Source organism: Paracoccus sp. (in: a-proteobacteria), assembly GCF_030538755.1.
GTDB lineage: Bacteria > Pseudomonadota > Alphaproteobacteria > Rhodobacterales > Rhodobacteraceae > Paracoccus.
The window spans coordinates 35,250-52,833 of record NZ_JAUNTJ010000018.1 but is presented as its reverse complement, the minus strand read 5'-3'; the positions used below and the strand labels follow the sequence as shown (position 1 = coordinate 52,833).

Annotated in this window: 17 protein-coding genes; 6 read left to right on the top strand and 11 right to left on the bottom strand. The window is 65.6% G+C overall.

All coding sequences use genetic code 11. The features are described 5' to 3' along the window. Nucleotides 1-59: 59 nt before the first annotated feature. The 4 genes from Q4G14_RS11550 to Q4G14_RS11535 form a co-directional block, all read right to left on the bottom strand. Nucleotides 60-2,606, bottom strand: coding sequence for a penicillin-binding protein 1A (locus Q4G14_RS11550; protein WP_303361899.1), 2,547 nt, complete (start codon nt 2,604-2,606; stop codon nt 60-62). Between the two features lie 79 nt (nt 2,607-2,685). Beyond that, the gene (locus Q4G14_RS11545) at nt 2,686-3,924 is read right to left on the bottom strand and encodes an N-acetylmuramoyl-L-alanine amidase (RefSeq protein WP_303361898.1); all 1,239 of its coding nucleotides are present in this window, start codon (nt 3,922-3,924) and stop codon (nt 2,686-2,688) included. Then, nucleotides 3,921-5,057, bottom strand: coding sequence for a pyridoxal phosphate-dependent aminotransferase (locus tag Q4G14_RS11540; RefSeq protein WP_303361897.1), 1,137 nt, complete (start codon nt 5,055-5,057; stop codon nt 3,921-3,923). Before Q4G14_RS11540 ends, Q4G14_RS11545 begins: the two co-directional genes overlap by 4 nt. A 61-nt stretch (nt 5,058-5,118) precedes the next feature. Next, entirely contained in the window at nt 5,119-5,544 is a 426-nt protein-coding gene (locus tag Q4G14_RS11535; RefSeq protein ID WP_303361896.1) for a GNAT family N-acetyltransferase, read from the bottom strand. Between the two features lie 140 nt (nt 5,545-5,684). Here Q4G14_RS11535 and Q4G14_RS11530 point away from each other — a divergent pair, with 140 nt between their 5' ends. Further along, entirely contained in the window at nt 5,685-6,425 is a 741-nt protein-coding gene (locus tag Q4G14_RS11530) for a DsbA family protein (RefSeq protein WP_303361895.1), read from the top strand. A 104-nt stretch (nt 6,426-6,529) separates the two neighbouring features. Here the strand turns inward: Q4G14_RS11530 and ispG are convergent, their stop codons facing one another. From ispG to Q4G14_RS11505, 5 genes are read right to left on the bottom strand one after another with little or no spacing between them, the layout of a single operon-like run. Continuing rightward, a complete protein-coding gene (gene ispG / locus Q4G14_RS11525; RefSeq protein ID WP_303361894.1) occupies nt 6,530-7,648 on the bottom strand; it encodes a flavodoxin-dependent (E)-4-hydroxy-3-methylbut-2-enyl-diphosphate synthase in 1,119 nt (372 codons plus the stop codon). Nucleotides 7,649-7,673: 25 nt separating this feature from the next. Beyond that, nucleotides 7,674-8,336 (bottom strand): thiamine diphosphokinase, encoded by a 663-nt coding sequence (locus Q4G14_RS11520; protein WP_303361893.1) that lies wholly within the window; start codon nt 8,334-8,336, stop codon nt 7,674-7,676. Beyond that, entirely contained in the window at nt 8,333-8,551 is a 219-nt protein-coding gene (locus Q4G14_RS11515; RefSeq protein WP_368661361.1) for a DUF2842 domain-containing protein, read from the bottom strand. The genes Q4G14_RS11520 and Q4G14_RS11515 overlap by 4 nt, the downstream gene beginning before the upstream one ends. Then, nucleotides 8,548-8,925 (bottom strand): NAD(P)H-dependent oxidoreductase, encoded by a 378-nt coding sequence (locus tag Q4G14_RS11510; protein WP_303361892.1) that lies wholly within the window; start codon nt 8,923-8,925, stop codon nt 8,548-8,550. Before Q4G14_RS11510 ends, Q4G14_RS11515 begins: the two co-directional genes overlap by 4 nt. After that, nucleotides 8,925-10,217, bottom strand: a complete 1,293-nt coding sequence (locus Q4G14_RS11505; protein WP_303361891.1) for an adenylosuccinate synthase — start codon at nt 10,215-10,217, stop codon at nt 8,925-8,927. Before Q4G14_RS11505 ends, Q4G14_RS11510 begins: the two co-directional genes overlap by 1 nt. Before the next feature lie 193 nt (nt 10,218-10,410). Between Q4G14_RS11505 and Q4G14_RS11500 the strand changes: the two genes are divergently transcribed. Together Q4G14_RS11500 and Q4G14_RS11495 are read left to right on the top strand one after the other, a co-directional pair. Beyond that, nucleotides 10,411-11,226 (top strand): cyclase family protein, encoded by an 816-nt coding sequence (locus Q4G14_RS11500; RefSeq protein ID WP_303361890.1) that lies wholly within the window; start codon nt 10,411-10,413, stop codon nt 11,224-11,226. Then, on the top strand, nt 11,226-11,642 hold the full coding sequence (locus Q4G14_RS11495; RefSeq protein ID WP_303361889.1) for a carboxymuconolactone decarboxylase family protein: 417 nt from the start codon (nt 11,226-11,228) through the stop codon (nt 11,640-11,642). The genes Q4G14_RS11500 and Q4G14_RS11495 overlap by 1 nt, the downstream gene beginning before the upstream one ends. On the opposite strand, the gene Q4G14_RS11490 is transcribed toward Q4G14_RS11495, so the two are convergent. Further along, entirely contained in the window at nt 11,635-13,236 is a 1,602-nt protein-coding gene (locus Q4G14_RS11490; RefSeq protein WP_303361888.1) for a bifunctional UDP-sugar hydrolase/5'-nucleotidase, read from the bottom strand. The two genes, Q4G14_RS11495 and Q4G14_RS11490, sit on opposite strands and share 8 nt — an antisense overlap. Nucleotides 13,237-13,348: 112 nt before the next feature. Between Q4G14_RS11490 and Q4G14_RS11485 the strand changes: the two genes are divergently transcribed. Both Q4G14_RS11485 and Q4G14_RS11480 read left to right on the top strand, forming a co-directional pair. Further along, nucleotides 13,349-13,678, top strand: coding sequence for a DUF952 domain-containing protein (locus tag Q4G14_RS11485; protein WP_303361887.1), 330 nt, complete (start codon nt 13,349-13,351; stop codon nt 13,676-13,678). Next, nucleotides 13,675-14,733 (top strand): quinone-dependent dihydroorotate dehydrogenase, encoded by a 1,059-nt coding sequence (locus Q4G14_RS11480; RefSeq protein WP_303361886.1) that lies wholly within the window; start codon nt 13,675-13,677, stop codon nt 14,731-14,733. The genes Q4G14_RS11485 and Q4G14_RS11480 overlap by 4 nt, the downstream gene beginning before the upstream one ends. A gap of 70 nt (nt 14,734-14,803) precedes the next feature. Here Q4G14_RS11480 and Q4G14_RS11475 read toward each other — a convergent pair whose 3' ends face one another. After that, nucleotides 14,804-16,186, bottom strand: coding sequence for a dipeptidase (locus Q4G14_RS11475; protein ID WP_303361885.1), 1,383 nt, complete (start codon nt 16,184-16,186; stop codon nt 14,804-14,806). Nucleotides 16,187-16,341: 155 nt separating this feature from the next. On the opposite strand from Q4G14_RS11475, the gene hemA reads away from it, so the two are divergent. Beyond that, on the top strand, nt 16,342-17,571 hold the full coding sequence (gene hemA, locus Q4G14_RS11470) for a 5-aminolevulinate synthase (protein WP_303361916.1): 1,230 nt from the start codon (nt 16,342-16,344) through the stop codon (nt 17,569-17,571). Nucleotides 17,572-17,584 lie beyond the last annotated feature (13 nt).

The window sequence follows — 17,584 nt, the reverse complement described above, 5'->3', positions numbered from 1 at the left end:
TGGGGGTCCGGGGGTAAAACCCCCGGTCACAGCCGCGCCACAGACACACCGCCTGACCGTTAATACAACCCGCCCGACGACAGCGTGCCGAAATCGGCGCGTTGCGGGATCACGCGGCGCTCGCCGGTCGAGGTGGTGACGTTGCGGGCGCGCTCTTGTTCGGTGGCCTGCCAGGGCAGCGTCACCGGCCCGTCGCCAAAGCCCGACACGATCACCGGAGACATCCAGTCCGGGTCGGTGCCGTTGCGGAAATATTCCGAAATCACATTGTCGCCGGTGGCATTGTCGGGCAGCCGCTGGCCGGTCACGCGGTCGATCTTGACCCAGAAACCACCCGGCGGCACCTTGAACGCCGTGCCGCCGTATTTGCGCACCGCCTGCCGCATGAAGGCGTTGAACACCGGCACGCACAGCGTCCCGCCATAGGCCCCCTGCCCCAGCGAACGCGGCTGGTCATAGCCCAGATAGCAGCCGGCCACGATATTGCTGGTATAGCCGATATACCACACGTCCTTGGCATCGTTGGTGGTGCCGGTTTTCCCGGCCGAAGGCACCGGCAGGTTCACCCCCTTGCCCGAGCCGCGCTTGACCACGCCTTCCATCATCGAGGTCAGCTGATAGGCCGTCACCGCATCCATCACCCGTTCGCGGTTGCTGCCGATCACCGGCGCCTCGCCCGCGGGCAGAGCCTGACGGCCGCAGGTTTCGCAGGTGCGGCGGTCGTGGCGGTAAACCGTATGGCCGCGCCGGTCCTGCACCCGGTCCACCAGCGTGGGTTCCACCCGCTCGCCGCCGTTGGCGAACATGGCATAGGCGGCGACCATGCGGAACAGCGTGGTTTCCTGTGCCCCAAGCGCGTTGGCGAGGAACGGTTCCAGATGGTCATAAACGCCGAACTCCTCGGCATATCTGGCCACCACATTCATGCCGATGTCCTGCGCGATACGGATCGTCATCAGGTTGCGCGACTGTTCGATCCCGGTGCGCAGCGGCGTCGGGCCATAGTGCCGGCCGGAAGCATTCTTCGGCTCCCACAGACCTTGCGGCGTGTTGATGCGGATCGGTTCGTCCACGACGATGGTGGCGGGGGTATAGTTATTGTCCAGCGCGGCGGCATAGACAAAGGGCTTGAAGCTGGAACCGGGCTGGCGCATCGCCTGCGTGGCGCGGTTAAAGCCCGACGACTGATAGGAAAAGCCGCCCTGCATCGCCAGCACCCGGCCCGTGTTCACGTCCATCGCCATGAACCCGCCCTGCACCTGCGGCACCTGCCGCAGCGTCCAGCGGATAAAGCTGCCGTCGCTGTCATTGGTCATGGCACGGACCAGCACCACCTCGCCGGGGCGGACCAGATCGCCCGCGACCTGAGCGCGGCGGCCAAGCGTGCCGTCTTCGTTGCGGCGGCGTGCCCATTGCACGTCGCGGGCGGGGATCCAGTGGCCCTGCGGGTTGTCCTCGATCCCTTCGATGCCGATGCGGGCGTCGCTGCCCTCGGTGGACAGAACCACAGCGGGCAGCCAGCCGGGGATGTCGCGCGGGACATCGGCCTCGAACAGCGCGCCGCGCCATTCGGCCTGATCGGCCAGCGCGGTTTCGGGGATGGTCTGGCCGGTGCCGCGCCAGATGCCCAGACCCCGGTCATAGCTTTCCAGCGCCTCTTGCAGCGCCGACGCGGCGACGGCCTGCAACTGCGGTTCGATGGTGGCGCGGATGGCCAGACCGCCGCCAAAGAACTGGTCCTCGCCAAATTCGCGCGACAACTGGCGGCGGATTTCATCGGTGAAATAATCGCGCGGCGGCAGTTGCTGGCGGAAATCGGGATAGTCGCCGTTCTGCACCGATCGCAGCGGCAAGACCGCCTCGGCCTCGTAGGTGGCCTGGTCGATATAACCGTTCTGCCACATCTCGCGCAGCACATAGTTGCGGCGGTCGGTCACGCGGTCCTTGGCGCGCACCGGGTGGTAACGGCCCGGAGCCTGCGGCATGGCGGCCAGCGTCGCGGCCTCGTGCGGGGCCAGTTCGGCCAGCGTCTTGTTGAAATAGGTCTGCGCGGCGGCGGCCACGCCATAGCTGTTCTGACCCAGAAAAATCTCGTTCAGATACAGTTCAAGGATCTGGTTCTTGGTCAGCGACTGTTCCAGCCGGGTGGACAGGATCACCTCTTTGACCTTGCGTTCGATGCTGCGGTCGCTGGACAGCAGAAAGTTCTTGGTCACCTGCTGCGTGATGGTCGAGGCCCCGCGCACGCGGTCGCCGCCCGTCGCCACCGCCTCGACCAGCGCGGCGACGATGCCGCGCGGATCATAGCCCGAGTGGTGGTAGAAATCCTTGTCCTCGGCGCTGATGAACGCCTCTTTCACCAGATCGGGAATTTCGCTGATCGGCACGAACAGGCGGCGTTCATGGGCGAATTCGTCGATCAGGCGGCCTTCGCCGGAATAGACGCGGCTGATGATCTTGGGTTCATATTGCGCCAGCGTGCGTTCATCGGGCAGGTCGCGCGAATACATCCAGAACACGCCGCCCACCGTCAGGGCGATGAAAAAGGCGGCGGTGACGAACCACGAAAAGATCGCGCCGAAAAAGGCAAGAACAGAGCGGAGCAAGGGACCAGACCTGTTAACAGAATCGCCCCGCTATAGCGGCCCCGGCCCCTTGGGTCAAAGCAACTGTCTGCTATTGGCGCTATTTGCGCAGCAGGTCGCGGCGCGCGGCTTCATCCTCGGCCCACAGCGATACCGCGCCGCTGATGGCCGCAATCATGCGTCCACGCCACACCGGATCGTTCAGATTGGCACGGTCAGTCGCATCGGTGATAAAGCCCAGCTCGACCAGAACCGAGGCCATATCCGGCGATTTCAACACCGAAAACCCCGCGCCCTTGACCGGGCGACGGTGCAGGCTGATCCCCTCTAACGCCATGCGGGAGGTCAGGAATTTCGCAAAGTTTTCCGACCGGGGCTGCGTATCGGCGCGCGCCATCGCCATCAGCGCCCCGGCAAGCTGGTCGTCAGCCCCGTCCAGATCGACCCCGGCCAGCAGATCGTCGCGTTCATGGCGCTGCACCAGCTGCGCCATCGCCCGGTCATCCGCAGACGGGTTCCAGACATAGACGGTCGCGCCCGTCGCCTCGCCCTGCGGCAGCGCATCGGCGTGCAGCGAGATGAACAGATCGGCCCCCGCCTCGCGCGCGGCGGTCATGCGCGATTCCAGCGACAAAAAGCGGTCGTCGCGGCGGGTCAGTTCGACCTCGACCCCCGATTGCGCCAGATCGCGCGACAGATCCAGCGCAAAGCCCAGAACCAGCGCCGCCTCGGTCTGACCATCGGCCTGCGCGCCGGGGTCAAAGCCGCCGTGGCCGGGGTCCAGCATCACCCGCAGCGGGCGTTCACCGGGCGCGGGCACCACAGGCGGCAGATCCGCAGGCGCGGGCAGCATTCGCGGATCAGCACTGGCGCGCGGGGCGAAATCGTCGGGCGAGACCGGGATCAGCGCAATATCCAACAGTGCCCCGCCGTTGGTGCCGTCACTGGTGCGCATCTCGGCGCTGTCGATGCGGTAAGGGCCGGGCAGTTCCGCCACCACCCGCGACCAGTCACGCCGCGCCGCGCCCCAGCGCAGATCGGGCAGCCCCGCCATTCCCGGCACCTGCGCAGGCTGCGCCGCGCCAAATTCCAGCCCGCGAAAATCGACCACCAGACGCGGCGGGCTGTCCAGCAGAAAGGCGCGCCACGGCACGCCCCGGTCCAGCGCCAGCCGCAGCGTGACCGGCGGGTGCGGCGCGCGGCCGAACCATTGCGCGATGCGGCCCGGTGCCTGACCCAGCACGACGGCGGAACCGGCCGCATCCAGATGCGCCGGTTCCCGCGCCGCTGCCGCAAAGGCCGTCAGCGCCAGCATCAGGGCAAGCAACCACGCTCTCATCTGCGGGCCATGAAATCCCGCAGCCGGGCCAACCCCTCGGTGATGTCGGCGGTCGAGCGGGCATAGCTGAACCGCAGCGTCTGCCCCCCGCGCACGGAATCGAAATCCAGCCCCGGCGTCACCGCAACCCCCGCCTGGTCCAGAATTTCCGCCGCCAGCACCCGGCTGTCATGGGTCAGGTCGGACACATCGGCATAAACGTAAAACGCCCCGTCCGGCGGCGCGAAATTGCCAAAGCCAGCCGCCGGCAGCCCCTCGATCATCAGGCGGCGGTTTTCGGCATAGGTGGCCAGATTGGCGCGCGCCTCGTCCTCGCAATCCAGCGCGGCCAGGGCTGCGACCTGGCTGGCGTGCGGCGGGCAGATGAACATGTTCTGCGCGATCCGTTCGACGGTGCGGATATGGCTTTCGGGCACGATCATCCAGCCGATGCGCCAGCCGGTCATGCAAAAGAACTTGCTGAAGGAATTGATGACGAACACATCATCCGAGACCTCCAGCGCGGTGTGGCAGCGTTTGCCATAAGACAGGCCGTGGTAAATCTCGTCCGAGATCACGGCGGTGTCCTGCCCCTGCGCCCGTTCGATCAGGGCGCGCAGTTCATCCAGCCCCAGCATCGTGCCCGACGGGTTCCCCGGCGAGGCCAGCATCAGCCCCTGCACATCCGCCGGAATCTGGTCGGGCAGCGGCTGATAGCGGTTCGCCGCCTCGGTCAGCATTTCCACCGGCTGCACCGACATGGCGCGCATGATCTGGCGATAGCTGGGATAGCCGGGCGCGCCGATGGCCACCTTGTCGCCCGCATCGAACAGCGCCGAAAAGGCCAGCAGAAACGCCCCCGACGATCCGGGCGTCACCACCACCCGCGCCGGGTCCAGATCGACGCCATACCAGCGCCGGTAAAGCCCCGCGATCCCCGCGCGCAGACGCGGCAGGCCAAGCGCCACCGTGTAACCCAGCGGCTGATCCAGCGCCCCGGCCAAGGCCGCGCGCGCCCCCGACGGCGCGGGGGTGGATGGCTGACCGACCTCCATATGGATGATGTGACGGCCCGCCGCCTCGGCACGGGCGGCGGCCTCCATCACATCCATGACGATGAAGGGATCGACTTGTCCGCGGGTGGAGTGACGCATGGCTTGGCCTTTCGGTTTTTCCGGCCTTGTAGCGCGCCGCCGCGCCGGGGTCATCCCCCGACTATTTGGCCCCGACGATTTGACTCATCCCCGCGCCGTGGTCGTCATTGGGGCGGGTGCGGAAGCCATAGTTTTCATAAAACCCCTCGTTTCCGGGGGTAGACATCAGCCCGATGGTCGCGCCTTCGGGGGCGATCTTGGCGATCTCGTCCATCAACGCGGTAACGATCTGTTCGCCCAAGCCCTCGCCCTGATGATCCGGGTGGATCAGCACGTCCTGCAAATAGAAAAACAGCGCCCCGTCGCCCACCACCCGGCCAAAGCCGATCAGCCCGTCCTGCGGATAACGGATGCACACCTGCGCCGTGGTGCCACCAAGGGCGCGCGCCGCCAGTTCGTCGCTAATGGGGGCAGACCCGCAGGCAGCGCGGATAGCGGCATATTCCTGCGGCTCGGGCTTGGAAAAGGTGGTTTCGACCTGGCTCATCGGTTCCTCATGAATGCTGCGGCGCTGTTAGCAGCAGATGGCGGCACCGCCCAGCTAACCTTTCGCAACGCTTCACGCAGCCGTGCGGTTGCGGCGGGCGCTGATCCGGCTATGGTCCCGCGAAACCGAAAGGAAGACGTATGAAACGCCTGATCGCCGCCCTGCTGCTGACCGCCACCCCCGCCATGGCGCTGGACCTGTCCGCCATGACCGACGCTGAAAAAGCCGCCTTCGGGCAGGCGGTGCGCGATTACCTGATGGAAAACCCCGAAGTGCTGATCGAATCGATCAATGTGCTGGAACAGCGCCGCGCCGCCGAAGACGCCCAGAACGACCAGCAACTGGTCGCCGCCAACAGCGCCGACCTGTTCGAGGACGGCCATTCATGGGTCGGCGGCAACCCCGACGGCGATCTGACCATGGTCGCCTTCATCGACTATCGCTGCGGGGTCTGCCGCCGCTTCAACGATGAAATCCACGATGTGACGGAAAAAGACGGCAACATTCGCCTGATCCTGAAGGAATTCCCGATCCTCGGGCAGGACAGCGACACATCGGCCCGCTTTGCCGTTGCCGTGCAGCAGATCGCCGGGGATCAGGCCTATGTCCAGGCCCATGACGCGCTGATGACCCTGCGCGGCCCGGCCACGCTGGAGGCGCTGAAAACACTGGCGGGCGATCTGGGGCTGGACGGCGACACGATCATCAACGCCATGAACACCGAAGATGTCACTGCCGTGCTGCGATCCAACCGGCAACTGGCCGAGCGGATGCGCATCAACGGCACGCCAACCTTCGTCATCGGCGACGAATTGCTGCGCGGCGTGCCGCAGGCCGGACTGGCCGCAACCGTGGCACAGCTGCGCGCGGCCCGCGGCTGAACCCGCCCCGTCTTTCGTTGACAAATATCCTGCGGGGGTGAATTGGCCGCAGGCCAAGAGGGGGCGCAAAGCCCCCTTTCCCGCCGCATCACCCGCGCATCAGCCTATTGCGCCGCCTTGGCCGCCTCGATGGCGGCGGCGCGTTCCTCGACCTGCTGCACGATATGGTCAACCATCTGGTCATTGGTCATCTTGTGGCTCTGCCGCCCGGCCAGATACACCATGCCCGAACCGGCCCCGCCGCCGGTAAAGCCGACATCGGTCATCAGCGCCTCGCCCGGCCCGTTCACCACACAGCCGATGATCGACAGGCTGATCGGCGTCTTGATATGTTCCAGCCGCTGTTCCAGAATTTCGACCGTCCTGATCACGTCAAAGCCCTGACGCGCGCAGGACGGGCAGGAAATAATCTGAACCCCGCGCGTGCGCAGGCCAAGCGATTTCAGGATCTCGAAACCGACCTTGATTTCCTGCACCGGGTCCGCCGACAGCGACACGCGGATGGTGTCGCCGATCCCGGCCCACAGCAGACTGCCCAGCCCGATGGCCGATTTCACCGTGCCGCCAACGAAACCGCCCGCCTCGGTAATGCCAAGGTGGATGGGCGCGTCAGTCGCCTCGGCCAGTTGCTGATAGGCGGCGGCGGACAGGAACACGTCAGACGCCTTGACGCTGATCTTGTATTCGTGAAAATCGTTGTCCTGCAATATCTTGATATGGTCCAGCCCGCTTTCCAGCATCGCATCGGGGCACGGCTCGCCGTATTTTTCCAGCAGGTGCTTTTCCAGCGAGCCGGCGTTGACGCCAATGCGGATCGAACAGCCGTGATCCCTGGCGGCCTTGATGACCTCGCGCACCCGCGATGCGTCACCGATATTGCCGGGGTTGATGCGCAGGCAGGCCGCGCCCGCCTCGGCCGCCTCGATGGCGCGTTTATAGTGGAAATGGATGTCGGCCACGATCGGCACCGGGCTTTCGCGGCAGATCTCGCGCAAGGCCCGCGTGGTGTCCTGATCGGGGGCCGAGATGCGCACGATGTCCGCCCCCGCATCGGCCGCCGCGATCACCTGCGCCAGCGTGGCCCGCACATCGGTGCCGTCGGTGTTGGTCATCGTCTGCACGCTGATGGGCGCATCGCCGCCAACGGGAACATTGCCCACCATGATCTGACGCGACTTGCGCCGCTCGATATTGCGCCACGGGCGGATCGGATTATGAGTCATGGGCGGCCTTTCGCGCTGATGGGCGTCAGATAGGGCTTTGCGCCGCTTTCGGCAACAGCGCGGGCAGATGCGCGGCGGGCAGGATGACCAAAAGCGGGCCGGTGCTGCGGATGCGAACCGGGCCACTCGCCTGATTCGAGGTGCCGATGCGGCCAGCGGGCGCAAGGGTCAGCCCGTCGATGGGCCAGCGCAGGCCGGTGCTGGTGCCGCGCACCTCGGCCAGCGGAAACAGCGATACGCGGGTGCCGGCGGGCAGGTCCAGCCGCAGATCGGGCGAGGCCAGCGCCACGGCATCGGCGGCGGTCAGGATCACGCAGGGCGGTTTGGGGTGGCGGGCCAGCACCGTCATCGCGGCCAGCGTGTGATCGACGCGATGCCCGTCAAAGCCGACCGCGATCACAAAGGGCGCGGCAATCCGCATCAGGCATTTGGCGAAATCGGTGCTGTCCTGTTCGGCGATGTGGTGCAGGTTTTCCGGCGGAATCGCCGCCCGCGCCGCCGCGCTGATGCTGTCGAAATCGCCGATCACCGCCCTTGGCATCAGCCCCGCCGCCAGCGCCGCATCGGCCCCGCTGTCCGCCGCCACCACCACCGGCGCCAAGGCCAGCGCCGCAGCCAGCGCATCCGCATCAACCAGCCCGCCGCCGATCAGCGTGACGCCCTGATCGCTGGTCAGAACCGGCGTCATTCCTCGCCACGGCCAACGCCGCTGAACACGGGTTTCAGCGGGAAGACCCAGCCGATGGCCAGCACCACATACAGCGGCAGTTCGACCCACATCGGCAGATCGCCAAAGCGGTCATACAGCCAGTTTACCAGCCACCAGGCAAAGATCAGATACAGCGGCAGCCCGATCAGCAGGGCCACCAGCGACCAGCGTTTGCGCGATTTCAGGTCCATCATCGCCCTTTCGGCTTTGGAATGGTTGTTGCCGCCCGCGCCAGACGGGCGCGCCAGCGTGGCAGGTTACGCTCGGCCCCGCCCCGGCGCACCGGGCCGAAATAGAACAGCCGCAGCGGGCGCAGCCCGCAAAAGCCCGGCACCTGCCGTTTCAGCCGCCAACCCAGCGGATCGAACCAGGCCAGCCGCAGGAATGGCGGCGGCGTGTCCATGGTGACGATCACATCCGCACTGCGCCCGGCCAGCAGCCGGTCCCACCACGGGCCATCCTTGTGATAGCGAAACGCCCGCCCCGGCAGAAACACGCGCGAGATAAAGCCCGACAGCCGCCCGGCATCGGGGTGGCCGCCGATCAGCACAGCCCGCCGCGTCGTCATCAGTCGGCGAAGGGATCTGTCACCAGAATCGTATCGTCACGTTCCGGGCTGGTGGACAGCAGCGCGACCGGGCACTGGATCAGTTCCTCGATCCGGCGGACGTATTTGATCGCCTCGGCGGGCAGATCGGCCCATGACCGCGCGCCTGCGGTCGATTCGGACCAGCCGGGCATTTCCTCGTAGATGGGGGTGGCCTTGGCTTGCAGCGCGGCGGCGGTGGGCAGATAGTCATAGGTCACGCCATCGACCTGATAGCCGGTGCAGATCTTCAGCGTCTCGAACCCGTCCAGCACGTCGAGTTTCGTCAGCGCGATGCCGTTGACGCCGGAAATGGCGCAGGTCTGGCGCACCAGCACCGCATCGAACCAGCCGCAGCGGCGCTTGCGCCCGGTGACGGTGCCGAATTCGTGCCCGCGTTCGCCCAGACGCTGACCGTCGGCATCATGCAGTTCGGTCGGGAACGGGCCTTCGCCGACGCGGGTGGTATAGGCCTTGACGATGCCCAGCACGAAACCGATGGCCCCCGGCCCCATGCCGGTGCCACTGGCGGCCATGCCCGACATGGTGGTGGACGAGGTGACGTAAGGATAGGTGCCAAAATCGATATCCAAGAGCGATCCTTGCGCACCCTCGAACAGGATGCGTTTGCCGGATTTGCGGGCGTCGGCCATGATCTTCCACACCGGCTGCGCGTAGGGCAGCAGTTTCGGCGCGATTTCCAGCAGTTTGGCGCGCAACGCGGCGCGGTCGATGGGCGTGGCGCCAAGGCCGCTGCGCAGCGCGTCGTGATGCGCCAGCAGGCGGTCGAGCCGGGCGTCCAGCGTTTCTTCGTCGCCCAGATCGGCCACGCGGATGGTGCGGCGGCCCACCTTGTCTTCATAGGCGGGGCCGATGCCGCGGCCGGTGGTGCCGATTTTCGCCTTGCCCGCGGCTTCTTCGCGCAGTTTGTCCAGATCCTGATGCAGCGGCAGGATCAGCGGGGTGTTTTCCGCGATCATCAGGTTGTCGGTGCCGATCTGGACCCCTTGCCCGGCCAGCTTGTCGATTTCGGCGAACAGCGCCCACGGGTCCAGCACGACGCCATTGCCGATCACCGCCAGCTTGCCCTTGCGTACGATGCCCGAGGGCAGCAGCGACAGCTTGTAAACCTCGTTGCCGATGACCAGCGTATGGCCGGCGTTATGGCCGCCCTGAAAGCGGGCGATGACGTCGGCCCGTTCCGACAGCCAATCGACGATCTTGCCCTTGCCCTCGTCGCCCCATTGCGCGCCGACAACCACCACATTGGCCATAATCTGATCCCTTTCGGTTCTGCGATGCCGTGCATGGTCTAACGGATGCGCGCGGGCGGGGAAAGCAGGGATTTCCGTCTGCACCGTTCCGCCCGAAGGTGCGTATTTGGGCAAACAGGAAGCGGCTGGCGGCGATTTTCTTTGCGCGAGGCCGGAATCGGGCGCAGCATGGCGGGATGGATGGGAGAAAGCGATGTGCAATGCCTGTTTGATCGAATCGGTGCGTCGTGACGCCATGTCGCGGCGGCATCTGCTGATGGGGGCGGCGGTGGCCGGGGCGGCGGCGGTGGCCCTTGGGCCGGTGGCGGCGCGGCCTGCGCTGGCGGCGTCATCGGGGCGGGTGGTGGACCTGACCCACGCCTGGGACGAGGCGTTTCCGACCTTTGATGGCAAGCCCGGCATTGCCTATGAGCCGGACAAGGTGTTTGACCGCGACGGTTATCAGTTGTGGAAGCTGACGATCTGGGAACATTCCGGCACTCATGTCGATGCGCCGCTGCATTTTTCGGCTGATGGGGTGTCGGTGGATCAGATTCCGGTGGGGCAGTTGATGTGTCCGCTGTGCATCATCGACATCTCGGCCAAGGCGGCGGACGATCCGAATGCCGCCGTGGATGCCGAAGATGTCGAGGCCTTTATCCGCGACCATGGCGATATTCCGGCGGGGGCGCTGGTGGCGATGCGATCCGGCTGGGCCGCCAGAGTGGCCGATACGGCATATCGCGGCACGTCTGATGGCGCGCTGGCCTTTCCCGGCTTTTCCAGGGCGGCCACGGATCTGCTGGCAGGCATGGATGTGGCGGGGATCGGGGTTGATACGCTGTCGCTGGACCCCGGCAACTCGGCCGATTTCGCGGTGCATTATTCGTGGCTGCCTGGCGGGCGTTACGGGATCGAGAATTTGGCCGGGCTGGACGATCTGCCCGCGACCGGGGCGACGATCTTTGTCGGCGCGCCCAAGCACAAGCGCGGCACCGGCGGGCCTGCGCGCGTGATGGCGGTGGTCTGATGGCTGTGCTGCCCTTGCTGAGCGATGACGACGCCAGCCCCGACGCCCGCGCCACCTTCGATGCCATCCGCGCCGCGCGCGGGACGGATTACGTCAACAATTTCTGGCGCGCCCTAGCGTATGATCCGGCGCTGCTGGCGGCAACATGGGACCGGCTGTCGCAGGTGATGGCCCCCGGCGCGCTGGACCCTTTGGTGAAAGAGCTGGTCTATCTGGCGGTATCGGTGGCGAATGGCTGCGATTACTGCATTCATTCGCATACCGCCGCCGCACAGGCCAAGGGAATGACCGAGGCGCAGCACGCCGAATTGCTGGCGGTGATTGCGATGGCCAGCCAGACGAATGCGCTGGCCACCGCGCTGTCGGTGCCGGTGGACGCGCGGTTCCGCGCGCCTGATGGCGGGGCCTCTATTTGACGGTGATGCGCCCGTCGATCACCGGGGTATAGCCGCCCTGCACCTGCATATAGGTGGCCAGCACCTCGGCCAGATCGGGGCCGAAGTCATAGGCGTCGGTCGCATTCGTCGCAAAGGCGCGATAGCCGTCGCCGCCCTGTCGCATGTAATCGTTGCTGGCAACGCCGTATTCCGCATCCGGGTCGATGGCCGACCATGCGCCGTCGCGGCCCTGCACCTGCACATCGCTGATGCGGCTGCCCGCCGGGGCGGCGGGATCAACCGTATATTTCAGCCCGGCGACCTGGGCAAAGCGGCCTGCGGCCTCTTCATACTGGCTGGCGCCGTTTTCCAGTGCGGCGACCACATCGGCGCCCTTCAGGCGAAAGGTCGCCAGCGTGTTCTGGAACGGCAGGACGGTATAGATTTCGCCCATGGTCACAGGCCCGGCGTCGATCGAGGCGCGCAGCCCGCCGCCGTTCTGGATGGCGATCTGCACGCCCTGTGCGCGCACCCGGTCCAGCATGGCATCGGCGACCAGATTTCCCATCTCGCATTCGCGCTGACGGCAATTGGCGCGGTCGCCGTCGATGGCGGCAGAGGTTTCAGCCACCACCCTTTGCCGCAATTCCTCGATAGGGGCGGCCATCTCGGCGATGCGGGCGGCAAGGGCTTGATCCTCGGGGATCGAGTTGTCCAGCAGGATCGGCTGGCCGCTGGCGCTGGTCAGGTGGCCGCCATCGTCAAAGGTCAGGGTCAGGTGGCCCAGATATTTCGAATAGGCATAGGCGGTCGCCACCGGCACCTCGCGCCCGTCGGCCCCGGCAATCATGGTGGGATAGGGGCCGTCGGCATTTTCCATATCGCCCAGCAGCGTGTGCGAATGGCCGCCGATCACCGCATCCAGCCCCGGCACCTGCGCCGCGAATTCCTGATCGCGCAGATAGCCCGAGTGGGTCAGCCCGATGATCTTGGTGACGCCCTGTCCGGTCAGGTCCTGCACCTGCGATTTCAGGCTGTCGATGTCATCCTGAAAGATCACGTTCGGGCCGGGCGAGGCGGTTTCGGGCGTGTCCATTGCAAGGGCCGATACGATACCGATCTTTTCGCCGCCAACATCCAGCACGGTGTGGCGGTCGATCTTGCCTTTCAGCAGATTCGATTGCGACAGGTCGAGGTTGCCAGAGATCACCGGGAAATCGGCGCCATCGGCCAGCACGGCGGCGCCTTCCGGCCCGTCGTCAAATTCGTGATTGCCAAGCGCCATCGCGTCAAAGCCGATGGCATTCATGAACTCGACCGTGTCCTGGCCCTTGTAGGTGGTATAGAACAGGCTGCCCTGATACTGATCGCCCGCATCCAGCACGATGACATTGCCGCCCTCGGCCCGGATCTGGTCGCGAAGCTGGTTCACCGCAGTGGCAAGGCGGGCAACGCCGCCGAAACATTCACCCGCCGCGCGCGTTTCCGCGTCGCAGGTGCTGTCGAATTCGTTGATCGGCTCGATCCGGCTGTGCAGGTCGTTGATATGCAGCACATGCAGGACATATTCGGCCTGCGCGCTGCCCGCGAACAGGGCCAGCGCAGCGGTCGTGGCCATAAGGCGAAGGGTCATCGGGGTTCCTCGGCTGTCGGTTGTGATGGTGACAGATTGGCGCAGTCGCGGCAGCGGGTCAAACGGCGGATACGGGCTTGACGCGGGCGGGAATGCGGCGACAGATGCGGCTATGCTGATCTACAAGGTTCTTCGTCCCGCTGAATGGGCTGATATGCAGGCAAACGGCCAGACCGCCGGGGCACCGGTCGATTTGGCCGACGGGTTCGTGCATTTTTCCACCGCGGCCCAGTTGCAGGGCACGCTGGACAAGCATTTCCACGGCGCGGGTGATCTGATGCTGTTGGCCTGCAATGCCGGCATGAGCGGCGTGGTTTGGGAAAAATCACGCGGCGGGCAGGATTTTCCGCATCTTTACCGGGCGTTGCAGATGGACGATGTGATCTGGTCGCGCCCCTTGCCGCAAGGTCCGGGCGGGCATGATCCGGGAGAGCTGGAATGACAATGCTGGAAAAGCTGGGGCTGGCCGCGCTGCACCGCATGGACCCCGAACGCGCGCATGATCTGTCGATCAAGGCGCTGTCGCTGGGGCTGGTGCCGCTGAACGGCGGGCCGGTGACGTCTGACCGGCTGGCGGTTCAGGTCGCCGGGCTAAGCCTGCCCAACCCGGTCGGGCTGGCCGCCGGCTATGACAAGAACGCCCGTGCCGTGGCTGCGCTGATGAAGGCGGGTTTTGGCTTTGTCGAGCTGGGGGCCGCGACGCCGCGCCCGCAGCCCGGCAACCCCAGGCCGCGCCTGTTCCGGCTGTCGCAGGATCGCGCGATCATCAACCGCTTTGGGTTCAACAACGATGGTGCGGCGGCGATTGCCGCGCGGATGGCGGCGCGTCCGGCGGGGATTCCGGTCGGGCTGAACATCGGTGCGAACAAGGACAGCGCCGACCGCGCCGATGACTTTGCGCAGGTGGTGCGGGTGGCCGGGGATGCCGCCGATTTCCTGACGGTGAATGTCAGCAGCCCCAACACCGAAAAGCTGCGCGATTTGCAGGGCGCGGATGCTTTGGCGGCGCTGTTGTCGGGCGTGATCGCGGCGCGCGATTCACTGTCTGCGCGCAAGCCGGTCTTCGTCAAGATCGCCCCCGATCTGGACGATGCGGGGATCGCCGACATCGCGGCCGTCGCGCGCGAGACCGGCGTGGACGGCATCATCGCCACCAACACCACCCTGTCGCGCGAAGGGCTGGAACCGCGTTGGCAAGCCGAAGCGGGCGGCCTGTCCGGCGCGCCGCTGTTCGACCGCTCGACCCGCGTTCTGGCGCGGCTGTATCGGGAAACGGGGGGGCAGGTGCCGCTGATCGGCGTCGGCGGCATCGCCTCGGCAGAGCAGGCGTGGCAGAAACTGCGCGCCGGGGCCAGCGCGGTGCAGATTTATTCGGCGCTGATTTATCAGGGATTTTCGCTGGCCGCTGATATTGCGCGGGCGCTGGATGACCGGCTGGCGCGCGAGCGGATCACCCTGGCCGAGTTGAGTGGCAGTGGAGTGGGCGACTGGGGGTGAGGGGGTGCCCAAAGGCCGGGGGCGCTTCGCCCCCCGGACCCCCAGAGGATATTTGGGGACCAAAGATGGTTTATTCGGGGGTGGTCAGTCCGGCGAGGATGCGTGCCCAGGAGCGGGCGCCGCGGTGAAAGCTGTCGAGGTCGTATTTCTCGTTCGGGGAATGGATGCGGTCGTCGTCGCGGGCGAAGCCGACCAGCAGCGAATCCATGTTGAGGATGGTTTTGAAGTCGCCTGCGATGGGGATTGATCCGCCCATGCCGATGAAGGCGGTTTCGCGGCCCCATTCCTTGGTCAGTGCGCTTCGGGCGGTGGCGAAGGCGGGGTGTGTCGTATCCATGTGGCTGGCGGGCGATGCGCCGTGGTCGATGAAGCTCACGCTGCAATCGGCGGGGACAAAGCGGCGGATATGGTCTTGGAATGCCTGGCGGATTGCCTGCGGGTCCTGATCGCCGACCAGACGGAAGCTGACCTTGGCGCGGGCCTCGGCCGGCAGCACGGTCTTGAAACCGTCGCCGGTATAGCCGCCCGACAGGCCGTTGATTTCGGCGGTCGGCTGCGACCAGATCATTTCCAGGCCCGTCCGCCCCTGTTCGCCGATGGGCTGTGACAGGCCGACGCGCGACAGAAATTCGCCGGCGTCAAAGTTCAGGCTGTCCCAGTCGGCACGCTGTTGTTCGGTCAGGTCGCGCACGCCATCGTAAAAGCCGGGCAGGGTGATGCGCCCGCTGTCGTCTTTCAGTGCGGAGAGGGCGCGGCACAGGATCATCAGCGGATTGGCCGCCAGCCCGCCAAAGCTGCCCGAGTGCAGGTCGCGGTCGGCGGCGCGGATCACCACCTCTTGCCCGACGAGGCCGCGCAACTGGGTGGCGATGGCGGGGCGACCGTCGGCATACAGGCCGGTGTCGCAGATCAGCGCGATGTCGGCGCGCAGCTCGTCGGCGTTTTCGGTCAGGAACGGCACCAGCGAGGGCGAGCCGGATTCCTCTTCGCCCTCGAACAGCAGGGTCAGGCCGGGGGGCAGGTCGCCGTGGACATGTTTCCACGCGCGGACGGCCTCGATAAAGGTCATCAACTGGCCCTTGTCGTCGGATGCGCCGCGGGCACGGATCTGGTTGTCGCGGATATGCGGTTCGAACGGGGGGTGATCCCACAGGTCCAGCGGATCGACCGGCTGCACGTCATAGTGGCCATAGAACAGGATGCGCCGCGTGCCGCCGGGGCGGGAATGCGCCACCACCATGGGATGGCCGGGCGTGTCGCGCAGGCTGGCGTCAAAGCCCAGCCGGGCCAGTTCTACCCGCAGCCATTCCGCCGCCGCCCGCACATCGCCCTTATGCGCCGGATCGGTCGAGATCGAGGGAATGCGCAGCAGTTCCGTCAGGCGGTGCAGCGCGGCATCCTGCCCCCGGTCCAGCGCGTCCAGCATGGCGGTAAGGTTGGCCTGATCCGTCATTCCTGAGCCTTTCTCTAGTCTTTTCATGCCCATCAAATAGTCTGGGTGCGGCAATTTTGCCCTGTCTTTTTCCGACTTTGACCTTTATCAAGGCGGAACCTCGCGTGATCTAGACAATGATCGCACCCAGCCAGCTACGCAAGGGACTGCCCGAGATGAATTATGACGCTGCACTCGACCAGGCCATCGGACAACTGCACGAAGAAGGCCGCTATCGCACGTTCATCGACATCGAACGGCGCAAGGATCATTACCCACAGGCGGTCTGGAACCGCCCGGATGGCACGCAGGCCGAAATCACCGTCTGGTGCGGTAACGACTATCTGGGGATGGGCCAACATCCCATCGTGCTGAACGCCATGCACGAGGCGCTGGATTCCACCGGCGCCGGTTCGGGCGGCACCCGCAATATTTCCGGCACCACCGTCTATCACAAACAGCTTGAGGCCGAACTGGCCGATCTGCACGGGAAAGAGGCCGCGCTGGTGTTTTCCAGCGCCTATACGGCCAATGACGCCACGCTTTCCACGCTGCCCAAGCTGTTCCCTGGCCTGATTATCTATTCCGATTCGCTGAACCACGCCTCGATGATCGAGGGGATTCGCCGGAACGGCGGGGCCAAGCGGATCTTCCGTCACAATGATCTGGCGCATCTGCGCGAATTGCTTGAGGCCGATGACCCTGCCGCGCCCAAGCTGATCGCCTTCGAATCGATCTATTCGATGGATGGCGATTTCGCCCCGATCAAGGAAATCTGTGATCTGGCTGATGAATTCAACGCGCTGACCTATCTGGACGAGGTTCATGCGGTTGGCATGTATGGCCCGCGCGGTGGCGGTGTGGCTGAACGCGACGGTCTGATGGACCGGATCGACATGTTCAACGGCACCCTGGGCAAGGCCTTCGGCGTGTTCGGCGGCTATATCGCCGGGACGGCCAAGATGATGGATGCGGTGCGGTCTTATGCGCCGGGGTTCATCTTTACCACTTCGCTGCCGCCTGCGGTGGCGGCGGGTGCGGCGGCCTCGATTCGCTATCTGAAAGGTGTCGGCGGGCAAAAGTTGCGTAATGCGCAGCAACTGCACGCGCGCATCCTGAAAATGCGGCTGAAAGGGCTGGGGATGCCCATCATCGACCACGGCAGCCATATCGTGCCGGTGGTGATTGGCGACCCGAAACACACCAAGGCCCTGTCCGACATGCTGTTGGGCGATTTCGGCATCTATGTGCAGCCGATCAACTATCCCACTGTTCCGCGTGGCACCGAACGTCTGCGCTTTACCCCGTCGCCGGTGCATGATGCCAAGCAGATCGACCATCTGGTGCGCGGCATGGATGCGTTGTGGTCACGCTGTGCGCTGAGCCGTGCAGAAATCAGCGCATAATACGATTCTTGGG